Source organism: Microbulbifer maximicatervae (SeqCode), assembly GCF_052467815.1.
In genome coordinates this window covers 1764515-1780788 of sequence record NZ_CP174326.1, presented here as the reverse complement: position 1 = coordinate 1780788, position 16274 = coordinate 1764515, and the positions used below count along the sequence as shown (strand labels likewise).

General features: G+C 48.5%; 18 protein-coding genes. 7 read left to right on the top strand and 11 right to left on the bottom strand.

Annotated elements, in window-relative coordinates; translation table 11 throughout:
* Window positions 1-105: 105 nt before the first annotated feature.
* The gene (locus ACJJIW_RS07800; protein WP_282930873.1) at window positions 106-1068 is read right to left on the bottom strand and encodes a LysR family transcriptional regulator; all 963 of its coding nucleotides are present in this window, start codon (window positions 1066-1068) and stop codon (window positions 106-108) included.
* 201 nt (window positions 1069-1269) lie between these two features.
* On the opposite strand from ACJJIW_RS07800, the gene ACJJIW_RS07795 reads away from it, so the two are divergent.
* From ACJJIW_RS07795 to ACJJIW_RS07785, 3 genes are all read left to right on the top strand, one after another.
* Complete coding sequence (locus ACJJIW_RS07795) at window positions 1270-1563, top strand: putative quinol monooxygenase (RefSeq protein ID WP_282930872.1); 294 nt, start codon at window positions 1270-1272, stop codon at window positions 1561-1563.
* Between the two features lie 317 nt (window positions 1564-1880).
* Window positions 1881-2111: a DUF350 domain-containing protein gene (locus ACJJIW_RS07790; protein WP_108734840.1), complete on the top strand. Its 231-nt coding sequence runs from the start codon at window positions 1881-1883 to the stop codon at window positions 2109-2111.
* Between the two features lie 4 nt (window positions 2112-2115).
* Window positions 2116-2952 carry a transglutaminase domain-containing protein gene (locus ACJJIW_RS07785; protein ID WP_282930871.1) on the top strand — a complete coding sequence of 279 codons (837 nt, stop codon included), beginning with the start codon at window positions 2116-2118 and terminating at the stop codon, window positions 2950-2952.
* A 50-nt stretch (window positions 2953-3002) separates the two neighbouring features.
* Here the strand turns inward: ACJJIW_RS07785 and ACJJIW_RS07780 are convergent, their stop codons facing one another.
* Window positions 3003-5396 carry a zinc-dependent metalloprotease gene (locus ACJJIW_RS07780; RefSeq protein WP_444937047.1) on the bottom strand — a complete coding sequence of 798 codons (2394 nt, stop codon included), beginning with the start codon at window positions 5394-5396 and terminating at the stop codon, window positions 3003-3005.
* 184 nt (window positions 5397-5580) lie between these two features.
* Between ACJJIW_RS07780 and ACJJIW_RS07775 the strand changes: the two genes are divergently transcribed.
* Window positions 5581-6366 carry a DUF2884 family protein gene (locus ACJJIW_RS07775; RefSeq protein ID WP_413663664.1) on the top strand — a complete coding sequence of 262 codons (786 nt, stop codon included), beginning with the start codon at window positions 5581-5583 and terminating at the stop codon, window positions 6364-6366.
* A 70-nt stretch (window positions 6367-6436) separates the two neighbouring features.
* On the opposite strand, the gene ACJJIW_RS07770 is transcribed toward ACJJIW_RS07775, so the two are convergent.
* From ACJJIW_RS07770 to ACJJIW_RS07760, 3 genes are all read right to left on the bottom strand, one after another.
* On the bottom strand, window positions 6437-7324 hold the full coding sequence (locus ACJJIW_RS07770) for an alpha/beta fold hydrolase (RefSeq protein WP_444937046.1): 888 nt from the start codon (window positions 7322-7324) through the stop codon (window positions 6437-6439).
* A 332-nt stretch (window positions 7325-7656) separates the two neighbouring features.
* A complete protein-coding gene (locus ACJJIW_RS07765; RefSeq protein WP_282930867.1) occupies window positions 7657-9045 on the bottom strand; it encodes a pyridoxal phosphate-dependent decarboxylase family protein in 1389 nt (462 codons plus the stop codon).
* 694 nt (window positions 9046-9739) lie between these two features.
* A protein-coding gene (locus ACJJIW_RS07760; protein WP_282932943.1) for an IS3 family transposase occupies window positions 9740-10902 on the bottom strand; the annotation gives its coding sequence in 2 pieces (ribosomal slippage) (window positions 9740-10644 and window positions 10644-10902; 1164 coding nt in all).
* Between the two features lie 75 nt (window positions 10903-10977).
* On the opposite strand from ACJJIW_RS07760, the gene ACJJIW_RS07755 reads away from it, so the two are divergent.
* On the top strand, window positions 10978-11418 hold the full coding sequence (locus tag ACJJIW_RS07755; protein WP_444937355.1) for a DUF998 domain-containing protein: 441 nt from the start codon (window positions 10978-10980) through the stop codon (window positions 11416-11418).
* 8 nt (window positions 11419-11426) lie between these two features.
* On the opposite strand, the gene ACJJIW_RS07750 is transcribed toward ACJJIW_RS07755, so the two are convergent.
* The gene (locus tag ACJJIW_RS07750; protein WP_282930866.1) at window positions 11427-12119 is read right to left on the bottom strand and encodes an ArsR/SmtB family transcription factor; all 693 of its coding nucleotides are present in this window, start codon (window positions 12117-12119) and stop codon (window positions 11427-11429) included.
* 89 nt (window positions 12120-12208) lie between these two features.
* Between ACJJIW_RS07750 and ACJJIW_RS07745 the strand changes: the two genes are divergently transcribed.
* Together ACJJIW_RS07745 and ACJJIW_RS07740 are read left to right on the top strand one after the other, a co-directional pair.
* On the top strand, window positions 12209-12547 hold the full coding sequence (locus ACJJIW_RS07745; protein WP_282930865.1) for an NIPSNAP family protein: 339 nt from the start codon (window positions 12209-12211) through the stop codon (window positions 12545-12547).
* Entirely contained in the window at window positions 12547-12849 is a 303-nt protein-coding gene (locus ACJJIW_RS07740) for an antibiotic biosynthesis monooxygenase family protein (protein ID WP_282930864.1), read from the top strand. The genes ACJJIW_RS07745 and ACJJIW_RS07740 overlap by 1 nt, the downstream gene beginning before the upstream one ends.
* A gap of 83 nt (window positions 12850-12932) precedes the next feature.
* Here ACJJIW_RS07740 and ACJJIW_RS07735 read toward each other — a convergent pair whose 3' ends face one another.
* Genes ACJJIW_RS07735 through ACJJIW_RS07715 form a run of 5 tightly spaced genes read right to left on the bottom strand, consistent with a single transcriptional unit; the run spans window position 12933 to window position 16273 of the window.
* Window positions 12933-14093 carry a DUF3570 domain-containing protein gene (locus ACJJIW_RS07735; RefSeq protein ID WP_444892269.1) on the bottom strand — a complete coding sequence of 387 codons (1161 nt, stop codon included), beginning with the start codon at window positions 14091-14093 and terminating at the stop codon, window positions 12933-12935.
* Window positions 14080-14295 (bottom strand): DUF4266 domain-containing protein, encoded by a 216-nt coding sequence (locus tag ACJJIW_RS07730; RefSeq protein ID WP_282930863.1) that lies wholly within the window; start codon window positions 14293-14295, stop codon window positions 14080-14082. The genes ACJJIW_RS07735 and ACJJIW_RS07730 overlap by 14 nt, the downstream gene beginning before the upstream one ends.
* Before the next feature lie 4 nt (window positions 14296-14299).
* Window positions 14300-14776, bottom strand: a complete 477-nt coding sequence (locus tag ACJJIW_RS07725) for a TlpA disulfide reductase family protein (RefSeq protein WP_444937045.1) — start codon at window positions 14774-14776, stop codon at window positions 14300-14302.
* A gap of 28 nt (window positions 14777-14804) precedes the next feature.
* The gene (locus ACJJIW_RS07720) at window positions 14805-15458 is read right to left on the bottom strand and encodes an outer membrane beta-barrel domain-containing protein (protein WP_444892272.1); all 654 of its coding nucleotides are present in this window, start codon (window positions 15456-15458) and stop codon (window positions 14805-14807) included.
* Window positions 15428-16273 (bottom strand): outer membrane beta-barrel protein, encoded by an 846-nt coding sequence (locus tag ACJJIW_RS07715; RefSeq protein ID WP_282930861.1) that lies wholly within the window; start codon window positions 16271-16273, stop codon window positions 15428-15430. The genes ACJJIW_RS07720 and ACJJIW_RS07715 overlap by 31 nt, the downstream gene beginning before the upstream one ends.
* Window position 16274: the final 1 nt, after the last annotated feature.

The window sequence follows — 16274 nt, the reverse complement described above, 5'->3', positions numbered from 1 at the left end:
CAATTGGATTAACTAGAGCTTGAATAAAAAAGGGGAGCAAAGCTCCCCTTTTTTTCAGGAACTAATAAATAGTTTTCAAGGATAACCATATGGCTACAAAGAAAATTAAGACCTCAACATTGCGTCCGTTCCATTACTGAAATCAGCCTCAGAAAGTATGTCCTTTGCCAGCAGCCGCTTTAAAACCTCCAAGCACCGATCTCTTACAGTATCCCGCACCAACCTTACCGTCGGTGTAATTGACTGCCTTCCCGGAGATACCAACCATAGCTCCGTTGCCTTGGGTTTATAGTCTCGCATAGTGGCCACTACCTGACCGGAAAGTAAATCCGCAGACATATCCAGACATGACTTAATGGCAAGTCCATAGCCAGAGGTACACCAACGTCGCACCAGGTCACCGTCATTTGACGACCTGTTCCCAGACATACGTATCTTGTATATCTCTTCGCCCCGAAAAAATTCCCAATTATTGTGCACAATCTCGTGAAGCTGATAAAAAAGGCCATTATGTGCGGAGAGATCCTCCGGTGTTTTCGGGGAACCCTTTTCCTGTAAGTAGGCCGGGGTTGCACACAATAAACGGGGCACGTCACAAATCTTAAAACCATACAGGTTGGCATCCGCTGGGGGGCCGTAGCGCAACGCGATATCCACAGGATCCCGGTAAAAGTCCACTTGGCTATCACTGATATTCACTCTTAGACTCAGCCCCGGGTGTTCCTGCAACAATTGATCTAACCAAGGAGTTACGAGGTTCCTTCCTAGGTCCGAGGATGCACCTATGCGAAGCTCGCCATCTATCTGACCGCTGTCTTCCTTGAGATTTTGCCGGGCGAGGTCCAAAGTCAGGAGGGCCTCCTCACATTTGGGAATAAACCTTTCCCCAGCACTGGATAGCCGCAATTGCCGCGTAGTGCGAATAAACAAGTCCGCTCCTAGCGCGCTCTCCACACGCTTGATCGCTGCGCTGGCAGTTGCAGTGCGTAAGTCGAGACTGGCGGCGGCCGCAGTGATACTACGAAACTCGGCCACTTTAAGAATGACCCTCAAGTCTTCAAGCTGCATATTTTCAATATATTTTTGATAAAGATTCAAAGATTATAGTGTTTCTAGCAATGCAATCTAGATCTAGAATGACTTCATCAGCTCGACATCCCAGTCCTTACCCAGGAGGCAGCTAAGCTGTTCACTAGGTCTCCTCTGAAAGGATCAAGGAAAAGAGTACAAACCTTAATCCAACACATATTGAAACAAAGAGGTGTTCACATGAGCAGGCTCACTATCGTTGCCAACATTAAAGCCAAGGCCGACAAAATTGACCTGGTGAAATCTGAATTGTTAAAACTCATTAATACAACACGAGCAGAAGCTGGTTGCATTAATTACAACCTTCATCAAGACAATGACAATCCTGCACACTTCCTGTTTTATGAAAATTGGGAAACTCGCGATCTGTGGCAAACCCACATGAACAATAAGCACCTGGAAGACTATATGAAGGCAACCGAGGGCGCCGTTGAAGAGTTTGTATTGAATGAAATGACCGAGATTGATAACTAATCAAACTCGGTGTGTTATCCAGGTTCCCGCCTGGATAACACCGAGCTAATAAATACACTTCTTCAAAAGGCTTTCCCGGTAAATTAAGCGTAAAATCCCTTCGACGGAGCAACTCTTCGTCTAGAGCTATTCCCCAATAGCAACCCAGCCAAATAAAATACTAATCAACAAGTCCGGATTGCCAATTAAGGTTGACAATCACCTGTAAATTAAGCTGTCGGTTTATCTGGGTCGGCCATCCTTTGCACTCAATCAGACCCTATGCTTAAATTATTCCATTAACAGTCACTAATAAACATAATTAGCCTGAAGGATTTATGGAACTGGAATTTTTAACGGCAACCCTGTTTAACCTGGGCATTAACCTGATTTATACGCTGCTAGCGTTATTTATTGGTATCACCGCACTGATTACCATTGATAAGAAACTGCTTCGCTCTGTAGATATCGAAGGCGAGCTAAAAAATGGCAATATCGCCGTATCTATATTTGCATCAACCATATTGATATTTGTTGCCATCATTATTTCGTTTGGCCTCAAGGGATAGCACTATGCGCAAGTGGCTGGCTATCACACTGATACTTTCCCTCGCACTGATCACCCCTGAACTTGTACGGCGAGCGAATACACAGGAGCCGCCAACTAAAAGCACACCGGAAATCCCCCTTTCCGATAATTTACGGAGCTTTGGTAGCAGCGGCAGTCAGTTAGCCAGTATTGTGGACTCACAACAAGGTGTAGTGCGAGTGGTGGGTACCCGCTACCCTCTGGAAGAAAAAACCATCCAGAAAGTAGTCGACAAACGCTCACTGGAAGAGAGCGCTCATGTCTCAGTGTGGAACTGGCAGGGAATTGAGGCGGCGACAGCGTCCGCCCGGGGACTGGACCAGCAACACCACTTTGCCAACAGCTACCTGGTGGGGTTCAAGCCCTTTAAGACTCAACAGCTTTGGGTGCCTCTTTATACACTGGCTATGAATAAAGAGTACCAATACGATCACCTGCAATACGCCGGTTTGTCAGACATTTGGCAAACATCCCGGCAGGCCTATTACCAAAAGCGGGGTGACTGTGAAGACCACGCTATTTTACTGGCAGATTGGCTGATCGAATTGGGAGTTGATGCGCGGGTGGCACTCGGAACCCATAAAGGTCAGGGTCACGCCTGGGTAGTGGCCATCTTGAACGATCAAGAGTACCTGCTGGAGGCAACCAGCAAACGCCGCCAGACCAGCTGGCAAGCCATGCCCCTGGCAGCGCTGGCGGAGGGTTACGATGCGGAATTTCAGTTTAACCGCCACTTTTTCTGGGCGAAGAAAAACCCAACCCCCACTCGACAATACCGAGGAAATCACTGGGTAAAGAAGTCCCAGTTTATTCGCGGTTAATGCCCAAAGGGGGTGAGTGTTTACAGCCCACCCCTTTTATCCGTTTCAGATCAGATCGGAGATCCTGGCGGCAACGCTTTAACCGCACCAGGTTTTACTTCCAGCTTGCCCTGCTTAAAGGCATCGATGCGCTGTGCCTCATAGTAATAGTGCGCACTATAGCCCTCAGGATCATCGCCAAACAGCCGCATAGAACCAATTTCCTGAAGAAGTTTTGCCAGCTCCAAATGCGCTTTGGCCCGCACTGATTCGTCTGCCTTTGCATTACTGGCCAGTAACATCAACTGCTCGATATAGGCGTGATTAACTCGCTGGTGCACACTCGCCTGCAGACCGGTATAACCCTCACCCTGCAGAGCCAGCGCGCTCAAGCGCTGCAATAGGCTAGCAAACCCCGGTACCTCACTGCTGCGGGCACTCTGTTGATTCATTCGCGCCGCGCGCTGCGGGTCCATCAGGATTGATAGCGTATGCCCAGCAGCCGCTTCCGCCAGAGCGACCCCATCAAAAGCTACCCCTGTATATGAGGGGAAGCTCTCGATAGTACGTTCGTAGCCATAGGACTTGGGCGGAATCAGCTGCAAGACCTGCTCCGGCAAGGTGAGAAACTGCGGCGAAAGTGTATCCAGCAGTGCATCAATTGCCCGCTGTTGTCGCTCTGCGGGCACCAGGGTATAGCTATTTTGATCGGTACCGTTGTAGACATAGTCATAGTCCAAGCCACCAATCAATTTGCCCACAGCCTCCGCCTGGTAGCGATGACCGTAGTACACAGGCACCAGGGTCTCTTCCAGGTCAGAACGGGGCGCGGATAACGGCGCTGCCGCCGCAGAGAAGTTACCCAGGGCATGACGCCTCAAGTCGACCATCCGCTGGAATTCCGTCAATGGGTCAGTGCCGTTGTCCCAAAGGTGTGAGACTGCGTGAGCATTATTGATGGTGCGGGAGTCCGGGTCTGAAATAAAGCGCAGCTCTTGTTCCCCGGCCTCAGCGATAACACTGTCGAGATAACTTTTTTCATCATCGCTCTCGCCATAGCCGTAGCGAACCGCCAACTTATCCCAACTGCCGATGCCAGTGGCGTAGGCATCTGTCAGGTCCAACTTACCTCCCAGCAGAGAGACCAGCGGAGCCGGGTAATCCATTACTGAAGCGCGCTCTTCGCTACTGGCAGCAAAGTTGTGCGCCAGACCCAGGGTATGGCCTACTTCGTGAGCGGATAACTGACGGATACGGGCCAGGGCCATATTCTTTAGCTGCTCAGTACTGACGGTATCGCCGCGATAGGGCTGTACAAGCCCTTGAGCAATCAGAAAGTCCTGGCGAACACGCAGGGACCCCAAGGTAACATTGCCTTTTAGAATTTCGCCAGTACGGGGATCGTAAACCGAATAACCATAGGACCAACCGCGAGTGGAGCGGTGTACCCAATTGATCACGTTATAGCGAACATCCAAAGGATCGACGCCCTCCGGCAGAATCTCTACGCGAAACGCATTTTTAAATCCTGCTGCAGCGAATGCCTGGTCCCACCAGCTCGCCCCTTCTATCAGGGCACTGCGCACCGGCTCAGGCACTCCAGAATCTACGTAGTAAACAATCGGCTCCACAACCTCATCGCTACCCGCCTTCTTCTCCAGTCGATGACGGTAGATATAACGCTGGTCCAAGGGCTCTTCAATCGCTGTAGCGTAATCCCGATAAGCGAACGGGAAGTAGCCACTGCGGCTGTGAAAACGGCGCGGCTCATAGTCGTTATCTGGCAATTGAATCAGGGAGATATGCTGGCGCAGGGACACCAATGTAGGGGTCGGAACCACTTCGCGCAGATAGTTTCCCGGAGCTGATCCAGCAAAAGTTAACTGGGCCTCAAACTCACTGTTCTTGGGAAAGTTTTTTGTGCGGGGCAGATAAATTGCCGATTTGCTCTTATCCACACTGTAACTGCCCTGCTCTGCGCCCTTAAGACGTGTAGCAATACCGTGCTGATCGCTCAACAGGAAGGGCGTAAGGTCCACCAGTACCGCCTTATCGCTCTGGGCAAGCACCTTGAAGCCCCAGAGTACGGACGAAGCGAAAGCTTCCTCAACCGCGCGGCGCTCAGCCGCATTTGCTGATTGGGCACGGTATTTCAGGTTCACCTGATGCAGTAATACTTTGTTACCCGACTGCTGGAACTTCACCAAGCGGCTCTCACCCACCTGGTTGCGATCCAGGCCCACCGGGTTTGAACCCAGTCCCTGGGCCAGCCCGGTGAGCAAGAGCAACTCGCGCTCAAACTCATCGATCTCAAGTAGCACCCGGCCGTTAGCCTCGTCCCAGTAAAAGTCGTGGAAGCCGCTGTGCCTATGCATGCCTGCGGTGTACTCCGCGATGCTCCCGGCCTGTGCCATTGTGCTGACTATCAAGAAGCACAGTGCGGCAATGTGCCTGCTTATGAACATTGAATACCCTCAATTTATTAAGTGTTATGGGCTAAAAATACAGAATACCCGCTGGAACATCCACGCCTGGCCATCACTCCCCGGGCCTGCGTCAGGAAAAAATGAAAAATATTTCTAACTGCCTGCATCTGTTCGGCTACCCAGGCGCGTCACATTGAAAAGACACACAATAGGAAACCGGCATATGTGGAAGCCAATCGCACTTTCAACCCTGATAGGCCTCGGTATCAGTACCCAGGCAATGGCCCACGATTCTTTTCATGTCGATACCAGCACCTGCACAGTGTCTACGAATTACGCTATTGAAGTAGGCCCGGACTTCTTTACCGTCGATGGGGAAGACGGAAAACTGGTGACATTTCAGCTGCCCAACCAGCTATCAGTGGATGGTGAGTTGCTGTCCCTCAATTCTCAGCAGGAGCAACTACTTCAGGAATACCGCCAACAGCTACACATCGCCGGTCGCGACACACTGGTACTCACCCTTGAGGCGGTCGATATTGCAATGGATGGCCTATCCATTGCCATCAGCACCCTCGCCGGGCCGGACCACCCGGATATCCTCGAACTCCAACAGTTTTCCGCCGACCTGATCCAGCGCACTGAGGACCGCCTCAATCGAGAGGGCGAGATCTACCAGCTGGGAAACGAGGAAATGGGTAACTATATAGAGAAAACCATCTCTGAAGAGTTTGAACCCCGTATCGAACGCCTCGCTATGGAGTCCGCGGGAACTATTGCCTGGCATGCCTTCAAAGCTGCCTTTACCGGCGGAGAAAGCATTGAAGAACAGGCCACTGAAGAGGCGGAGCGGTTACTGGAACAGCGCGGTAAAAGTATTGAGCAGTCTGCAAACCGCTTGTGTACACAATTGGAATCCATCGATCGACTGGAAAGCGACCTACACCAGCAGGTACCAGAACTCAGTCACTACGACATAGTGAAAGCCGGCCTGGTTGTCATCAATTAGGCGCTCTTGATTTTCATCCCCCCAAACTCGGCCGCACTGCGGCCTCTTTTTTAAATTTTCCACAGTATTGTCACAGCCCCTGACGCTGCAAAAACTCCATTGCGTCGGTGACACTTTGTTCGGCATTTTCGACATGGGACATATGCCCCATCTTCTGATACACGATTAACTCTCCATTAGGCAACTTGTCAGAGAAATACTTTCCTACGGACAAGGGAATAATTTGATCTTCTGCCCCCCAGATAGATAAAACTGGAATTTTTATAGTCTCCAAGTCCGGCAACGGCTGGAAATTGATTGTGGCATTAGCAACCAAATTGATCGCTGTACCGCGATTCTTCTCATAGCGGGAAAGCAAATAGATTCGTTCCAACATTTCCCCCGGCAGAGCCTGCGGATTGTAGAAAAATTTGGAAGCCAGCATTTTTCTCAATAATCCACGACTACCAATGTGCGCAACCATTTTTCGCCCCCAATGGCTGGTGGCAAATCGAGCAATACCAGCAGGCATTTCCAGTCCCTTGCCACATTTATAACCACCGGGAGAGACAAGAATAGCGGCCTTGGGTATATTCGGATGTCCTGTTAAATAGCGTAAAACCCCATTTCCACCAAATGAATGGCCAGCGATCACATAGTCCCTAAGTTTCAGGGTTGCGACAAATTCTGCAATAAAATCGGCAAAATGCTTAGGTGTATAAGTGCCTCCTGGTAACGGGTCGGTCAATCCATGCCCAGGTAAGTCCACCAAAATAACATGATATTTTTCTGCCAATTTTGTCGCCCAGGCATTCCAGGCGCTCAGTGAATCACCACCACCGTGAAGACAAAGTATATTAACGCCATCAACAGGCCCCATCTCGCGATAATTAACGGATAAACCACCAGCCAGCGTAAGTTGATTAAAAGAGAATTTCAGTAGCTCATTGCGACTTAAACTGGGACTAAAAAACGCCATCCACAGAAGCCAGAGTAGAATTAAAAAAAGTATTAAAACCAGCCAAAAAGTCATCGTTCTACCCGAGCCCCTCACCTTTATGCGCTGAAAAAGTGGCTGAGTTGGCGGAAATAGTAATACCGCAAGCAAAAGCTTGAAAATAATGGCCCAGATCCGCGCCCATTCAACAAGGATAGACGGCGCTCACCACTGAAACTGGCTGCTACGGCCAAAGGTAGAAACAAGAGGGCCTCCAAATAATTCACCAACTACCTCAGCCTGATCTAAAAGACGTAAACATTAAGTGCTATTTACTTTAGAAGGCCCCCTAGCACTTCATGTCACTCAAAGGGTTATCTGGACATCTGAGCCTCCGTCGCCCGGCAAATAGCATCCAGGGTAAGGGCAATATCATTATCGGTAGTCGCCCAGGAAGAGACGCTAATACGCAGGGCCGTTTTTCCTCTCCAGGTAGTCGCTCCAAACCAGCAGACTCCCTCCTCCTGTATGGCTCTGACTATCTCTTGGATATCTTCCGCAGTGCCAATAGTTGCCACCACCTGGTTTAACACTACATCGTTAAGGATCTCATAGCCCATTTCTGCCAGGCCTTCGCACAGATGTTGGGCATGGATGCAGCAGCGATCAATCATCGCCGCAACTCCTTTCGGGCCCATCTCCTGAATTGCCGCCCACACTTCCACCCCTCTGGCCCGACGTGAGAATTCTGGCACCATATCCTTGGGCGGCACCAGCGATCCCACTTGCAAGTATGGCGCCTGGGTTGTCATCACATTGTGTACAGCCCCCGGCTTTCGACAAATTGCCAAACCGCAGTCATAAGGCGTATTTAGCCATTTATGAGCATCTACAGCCCAGGAATCTGCTTGGTCTACTCCAGTAGTCAACACTGATTTCGCTGGAGATGCCGCTGCCCACAAACCAAAGGCACCGTCGACATGTACCCAGGCACCTTTGGATTTAGCTTCGGGAATTATGCCTGCAAACGGATCAAAACTGCCGGAGTTTACGTTGCCCGCCTGAAGGCAAATAATGGTGGTTTCATCAACCTCGGGAAAAGTATCTGCTCGCACCCTCCCCTGTTCATCACAGGGCGCTTTAATCACCTGATCCATACCAAATCCAAGAATAGAGAGTGCCTTGTGAACTGTGACATGGGACTGTTCAGAAACAACAATACGCAGTGGCGGCGCACCGGCTAGCCCGCTTTTTGCCAGGTCGATATTTAATTTTTGATAAAGCGTATTTCGCGCAGCAGCCAAGCACACCATATTGGCCATAGATGACCCTGTGGTGAAACCCACACTACTTTCCATCGGCAAGGTTAACAATTCCAATATCCAGATTGCCGCAATACGCTCCAGATAAATTGCAGAAGGCGCCGATGCCTCCAAAACCGCCACTTGGTCCCAAACGGCGTTCATTACCGCCGCGCCCATAGAAGCTGGCGTAGCCCCACCTACCACCAGCCCGAAAAAACGCCCACCGGTACTGGCAACTGTTGCCGGAGAACCGTAACGATGCAGGCTCTCGACAACAGCCTCTGCCGGTTCCCCAGCCCGGGCCAAGTCACTGTTAAAAAATTGCATTTGATCAATATCAAAGGCGGACGGACTTACGCGGCGATCGCGAATATCAGCAACATATTCCTCAGCGTACCGCGCTGCCAGGGATAGTACTTCTATGGCATTAGAAAAATTTTTGCTGTCATTATTATCCATTTTCGAACCCTCGACTCCTTTTCCAGTACCTGATCTAGTATAAAAAATTAATTACTCTATTAGACTTAAACTAATAAAAAATTAATTAAAACGATACGAACAATAAGGACAAAAACACTTATCTTTGTGGCAATAATCGCTTTTAGATAAAGTTGAAATAGCAATAAACCTGGCACGTTTGAAGACAAGGATTAACTTGAAAGGACTTTTTATCTAGGGAGCCTCTGAATAACTCCGTAATGCCTCTGCGGGTCTTGAAGGCTGCAGATGTTAGGCGCAGCTAGCCGCGAATGGCCTAGTCCTTTGCAAGAGCTGCAACGCAGCAGCTGTGGCCTTCAAGGCCCGCCCTTCGGGGCTTACAGAGCGATTCACACTCCGCGTTGCGACTTCTTGAAAGGTCTAGACATTCCTGCGAAGCCGCGCCTTGATTGTGAACCGCTCTGTATGCCAGAGGTATCACGGAGTTATTCAGAGGCTCCCTAGTGCTATCTTATGCCCCAACATAACCAGTCGGGGCTCATACAGTGTTTGCTTACTTGGGGTTTCTCTCGCTGGTATGGATGGTTGTAGGTGTTACATTGGCAGGAGCAAAATACTCTGGCTATAGCCATTCAAGACAATTCTGTAGCGAACTAGGAGCCGTTGGAAGCCCAACCCAGAAGCTTGATCCTACCCATCAACAACGGACACACCACTAAGCGACTAGTTGTTCCTCAAACGCCTCAGGGCTGAGATAGCCATTGGCGCTGTGTAAGCGATTTCGATTGTAGTCTATCTCTATATACTCAAATACGGTCTCTCGCATGAGGCACCTTGTGGGAAAGCGGTTACCATGGATTGCTTCTACCTTAAGTGAGTGAAAGAATGTTTCTGCACAAGCGTTATCATAGCAATTACCTTTGGCGCTCATGCTGCACCGCAGACCATAAGCTGTAATCAAAGATTGATAATCTTTAGAGCAATACTGGCTTCCCCTGTCAGTATGCACGATAACATTCGTAGGTTTCTTACGTCGCCATAAAGCCATTTGAAGAGCGTCACAGACCAATGTAGCTGTCATCGTTTCTGACATCGCCCAACCAATAACTAGCCGACTATATAGGTCTATCACTACAGCCAGATATAACCAACCTTCTTCCGTTCTCAGGTAGGTTATATCCCCAGCCCATTTCTGATTCGGCCCTTCAGCATTGAAGTTCTGCTCGAGCAGATTTGGAGCTACTGGCAGACCATGTTTTGAATAGGTTGTGGCTTTATATCTCTTGGCGGCTTTAGCCCGTAGGCCCTGTCGACGCATGCTGGCAGCAATTGTTTTTTGATTATATTTACTCCCCTCACTGGCCAACTCCTTCGTCAGGCGAGGAGAGCCACTACGTTCTTTACTGGCTATAAAGCGCTGCTGTACCAAGCTATCGAGCTGCATTCGGTACTGCTGGTACCTGGATTGGCCGGCCGATCTTGACACCCAGTCGTAAAACCCACTGCGAGATACGTTCAATACCTTGGCCATCGCTTTGATGCTGAATTCATGCCTGTGCATTTGCATGAAGGCGTACCTCATTTCAGGCTCTTTGCAAAGTACGCTGCGGCCTTTTTTAAGATCGCCAGCTCCTCTGCCTGCTCAGCCAGCTGCCGCTTAAGGCGAGCATTCTCTGTGGCCAGCTCTCTCTCGGCATCCCCTCGGCTCTGATGTAACTTAGCCTTGCTTCGCCATCCGTAAATCTGAGAAGGATGTAACCCAAGCTGTTTAGCGGCAACGCTTACCCCAACTTTGAGCGCAAGTGCTAGGGCATCCTTTCTATACTCCTCTGAGTACTGTTTACGAGTGGTTTTGGTTGGTTTATTTGATCTTGTCATAGAGCACCTCTGCTGCGTAGTTTATCGCTTAAGAGAGTGTCCGTCGTTGGTGGGTAGGATCAGCTCTCCCCCCTCATTAACAACTACCCACTTGGCATATTATTCTTCTTATTTGGTCTGCATATAATTCAAATTGAACAGGCCCCAGTTGTACTTACCATCATTGGAGTTTTAATTATTATCCACGGTATTGGAACCTGGGTTGCGGGTTATTTTCCTATGGATGCAGATCCCTATACAAAAACCCCTAGTCTTGAATGCCAGATACACTCCTGGGCGGGGATGTTTATGTTGTTTTCTTTACTCATTGCGCCATTGCTAAGTACTTTCAGTAGTTACTTCTCAATAGAATTCAGGTTATTTAGTACAGCCTGCTTGCTCGCTTCTATCTATTTTACTGTTACCTTAAAAAAAGCCTACGAGGAAAAAATCAACCCCGGCCTGCACCAACGTCTCAGCTATGGAGCACAGTTGATATGGTTAACGGGGCTTTCCTTTAATCTGATAACGAGCTGACAAATAATTTATAGCAACTTGGAGCAATCAATCTGATAACGCTTCGAAAACAGTAAAAGCCCTTTCTGGGAGAAAGTAATCGCCCTGGAGTCCGCTCTTCTAACCGCCCACTGCTTTGCCAAGGCATCTTCGAGTATCCATTGGCCCAAGCTGCCTGCAAGGTGGCTTTTTCGTTCGCTCCAGTCTAGGCATGACTTGCAAACAGGGCGCTTACGTTGCTTAAAACTCGTTACGGCTGCCCCTCGTTCCTGGAAAAATATTTCGCCCTCTTCAGTCAAGGAAACTTGCTGTGATTGCTCAGAGAGTAACTCACTAGCCAATAGCGCCTCGTACAATAGAACACCAGTCATTCCTGCTAAATGGTCATAGCAGATACGGGACTTCCTTAAATCTGGATCTGCGGGTCCAGTGGTAACTTTTTGAGGTACCAGGGTGCTACTCAGATTGAGCAACGCCTCTAGCGCTTCGGCAATTTGATGACTCGCCAGCTGAAAGTACTTGTGCCTACCCTGCTTGCGAACTATCAGCAGCTTGCTATCTACCAGCTTGGAAAGATGGTTGCTTGCAGTCTGTGCAGTCACATCGGCCTCACAGGCTAACTCTGTTGCTGTCAGTGCTTTTCCACTCATAAGCGCCATCAATATTTTTGAGCGCGCCCGATCCCCAATCAAACTGGATATTACCGAAATGTCAGGTTCCATGGTTACCCTCGCAACAGTTCGCTGACCACCGAAGTATAGAAAATTAAACCATCTAGAATGCCAGCAAATTATGAATAGAGGCAACTTAGATGACTGTAACCTGTTTTATTGAATACAAGATCGATCCGTTTAAGCTTGATGCTTTCCGGCAGTATGCTGAGAACTGGGGCAAAATCATTCCCAATTGTGGCGGACGACTATTAGGATATTATCTACCTTCTGAGGGCACCAACTTTCAGGCCTTTGGTATTATTAATTTCGATAGCTTGGCTCATTATGAACAATATCGAAAACTGCTTAAGCAGTCTCCTCAGGGCAGTGAAAATTTTCAGTTTGCGACGAGAGAGAAGTTTATTCTTGAAGAGAAGCGAAGCTTTTTAAATGCTGTGCCAGAAACCTACCTGAAGTTCCCACAGGAAAGTCACTGATGATCGCCGTCATATTTGAAGTTACACCAAAGCCTTCAGGAAAAGACAAATATCTGGCCGTTGCAGCGGACCTAAAAGAACACCTAACTAACTTCGATGGATTTATCTCAGTCGAGAGATTTCAAAGCCTCAATCAGCCAAGAAAAATTTTGTCGCTCTCTATTTGGCGGGATGAAGAGTCTGTAGTGAACTGGAAAAATCACAAGGCACATTGTGATGCACAACACCTAGGCAAAAAACAACTATTTGATAACTACCGTATAAGGATTGGAGAAATTCTTCGGGATTACTCTATGCAATAAATCAACAGTCAAATTTGGCTCAGACTATGAAGCCTCTGCATCTTTTTCTTTTGTTGAAAAACAGAACGCAGAGGCTCCCATTCCTAAAAACGGACTGACCAAAATAATCGAATTACATTCGCAGAGAAACTATAAGCCGGTTCCTCGCCAGGACTGATAGATGTATCAGAACCATGCACGGTGACATCTAGGAAATCCTCATAGTCAAATAGGATATGGTCCCAATAGAGATTAATCGTATTGCGTCGTTTCAGTACTGACCAACGTTTTGGCAGCTCGTAAGATACACCAAACCCAAGGGCTAGAGTTGTGTAATTACTCAACTCTTTATCCCTAGCACGAAAATTAGTAGCGTTGAGATAGGGGAAAAGATCGCTGTAAAAGTCTGCACTACTTTGCTGATAATAACGAATTTTTCCCTCTAAAACCCATTCATCCCGTTCCTTCCAGGGGTGGATATAGCGAAACTCAACATTATCCGAAACAACACCCCAACTATCCGCATAGTGTCTGTATTCGGCCTTGACGGCTGCTCGGTAAGGCAGCCGGTATTTAGCCCTTAAAGCAACGGCATCACTGTTGCGAGTTGTTGGATAAACTTCAGCTTGATAACTAAATCCGCTGCCAGAGGATTCGTCAAGGTATCTGACACTGCGATACGGATTATTAAGAAAACCTTCGTCAGCCACCGTTTCCACACTTAATTCAGCAATTAGCTTCTGCGTGAGGATCTGATTCCAACTAAATGCATAGCGGCGATGCTGTGCATCCTCAGCAAAATTGTCATCGCCATTACGAAATACATCATCGCTTCCGTAACTCACCCGCAAACCAAGGGTGCTCAAATCGCCAAAGAACCCCTGACTAATTCCGAAGGCAACTGTTTGCGCCTCATAGTCATTCTCGGAACTATTGGTATACCCCATACTGATTGTGGTTTTATCCACCAGGTAGTCAGCCCCCAAAGAGAACTCATCTCGCTGCTCAGTGTACTCACTAGCGGTGGCTTCCACATCAATAGATGCCCCGGATATCATATCCACATAGTAATTTGCAGACAGGGATACATTGTTGCCGACATTCTTTCGAATCAATAGGGAGGGCCCATCAATAGTCACTCCACCACCGCTATAGGCATGATACATATTGTCCGCTCTCTCCTCGGGAAGAACTGCGGCAACGGCCATGAGCGGTCCTAAAAATAATAGTCCGCTCCAGCGAGATAGAAGCTTAGTTACAGCCACATCCACCTCCACTTCCCCCTTCAGCACCCCGCGCAGCTTCACGGGCTTCGTACACATGATTCATGTAACGAGCCGCTACAGGGTCCTGTTCAAACCCCATAATAGGATCGGCAATAAATTGTCGTTCATAAGGAGCAACCCAAGGATTAACAGTACAACCTGTGCTCAACAAGAGAGTGCAAACTAGGAACAATGCACGCATGACACTACTCCCGAATCAGTTCCTTAATCATCTTCTTATAGGCGGCTTCATCTCCATCGCGATAGCCTTTGTGGATATAGCGAACATTTCCATCGCGATCGATAAACACGGTGCTGGGCATAGCGGCAACACCATACATTTTGCTCACTTCCCCTTTGCTATCAAAAAGGATCGGAAAATCCACCGGAATTTTTGCCAGTAGAGAGTCCGCATCTTTACGTTGAGCATCCACATTAACCCCCCAAACCTGGAAGCCTGCAGCTTCATAGCGGGCGTGTAACTGATCCAACAGCGGCATTTCCTGACGACAGGGACCACACCACGAGGCCCAAAAATTAAGCATGATGACATCACCGCGCTGCTCTGCGAGCCTAAGGTTTCCGCCCTGATTGGAACTCAAGGTAAAATCCTTAGAGGGCTCTGCGGCGTAGGTCTGCGATATTGATAAAAGCAGGGTCAAGAAAGCAGCCAGGTATTTCATGGAAGAGTCCTTGTTATTTATTGGTTATCTAGAAAAAGATGGTGAGCCCCAATTGGGCGGAAAGGTTATTGGTGACTTGTGCTTCGCCAAATAATTCATGCTCAAAAACATGATCGCGAACATCCATGCGAACAGCGAGCCAATCGTTGGCAAGCATCCTCACGCCAGCACCAAAGTTGTAAGTGAAGTGCTCTTCGTCAGCAAACGAGGTATTTCCCACACCTCCAACAACATAAAAATTGGCATTGAAGGCCCAGTCATCAAATACAAAGTACTCACCCTGGAAAATATTCCAGCCCACAGAGGTATTGTAATAACTGAGTTCACGCTGCTCATCAGTCAACAGTGGTGCAGCACCGCTCAACCTTTCAAAGCTGGATTCTCCTAACTCGGTCTGGGCATAGGTGGCTTCAATAAAGAAATCTTCACTGATGTGGTAGGCCGCTGAAGTACCGTACAGGGAGTTTGAGCCGAAATCCTCGACGTTGATAACACCTGCAAACAGACCGATTTCTATATTTTCACTATCTATCAGGGCATCACGTATCTCCCGGCGCTCCAGTTCTGGTGCGACAATATCCGCGAGCACATCATCATCCTGCTGGGCGCTACATACCTGAGTCCCCACCAACGCTGAAAGCGCCGCAGAGCCTACAGATATACGTCGAAACCAAGTTTCCACTCGACAATCTCCTGATTATTTTCCTGCGTGGTAAGCAAGTAATGATTAGTGTATTCAGCCCTAATGGCAAAACGGCGCGATAGATAAGTGCGCAACCCCAGTCCGGCCAACATAGTTGTATCCTGTCGATCCTCGGTGGCGACAATCGTGGCATTTGGAGAGGTGATATTTACCCCAGCACCCAAAACAAAATATGGGGAAACTTTCCAGTGGGGGAATGGCTGGTGGACCATCGCCACCTGGTATACCTGGCTGTCTGAATAGGAACCTACCGCTTGGGTCGCACGTAATTCTGAAGATAAATTGGGGGTAAATTGGTAACTTAGACTAACACCCAGAGAATTTGCTCCAGCAAAATCTCCGTAACTCAACCCCAGATAAAAGTAGCCATCATCAACATCAGAAAAGTCTGGTAGTGACACACGCACAACTTCCCCGTTTTCTCCATAGACTTCCCGTAAATCGTCTACTTTTACCCAGCCACTTTTATTGCGCGAAGTCAGCACCTTTACCCAGTCGGTGCGGCGCTTAAGTAACCAAATCTTTTCACCATATTCCGCCACATAGAAAATCGGATAACCGCGACCCGGGCCGCGATAAATATTGATAAATGCATTGCCCACTGTGACCAATTCAGCATTCTTAGGGCTTTCATCCTCATCTATTAGCTCAGTAACTTCCAGTTCTGCCGGCGGAGTTTCATCTAACACAACAGAATCCGCTGATGCTTCTTCAGAAGAAGCTCGCGCTGCAAAAACGAGAAGAAATATAAGTACCGGGAAACAACCAGTAAAATATCGAAGTAATTTCAACATG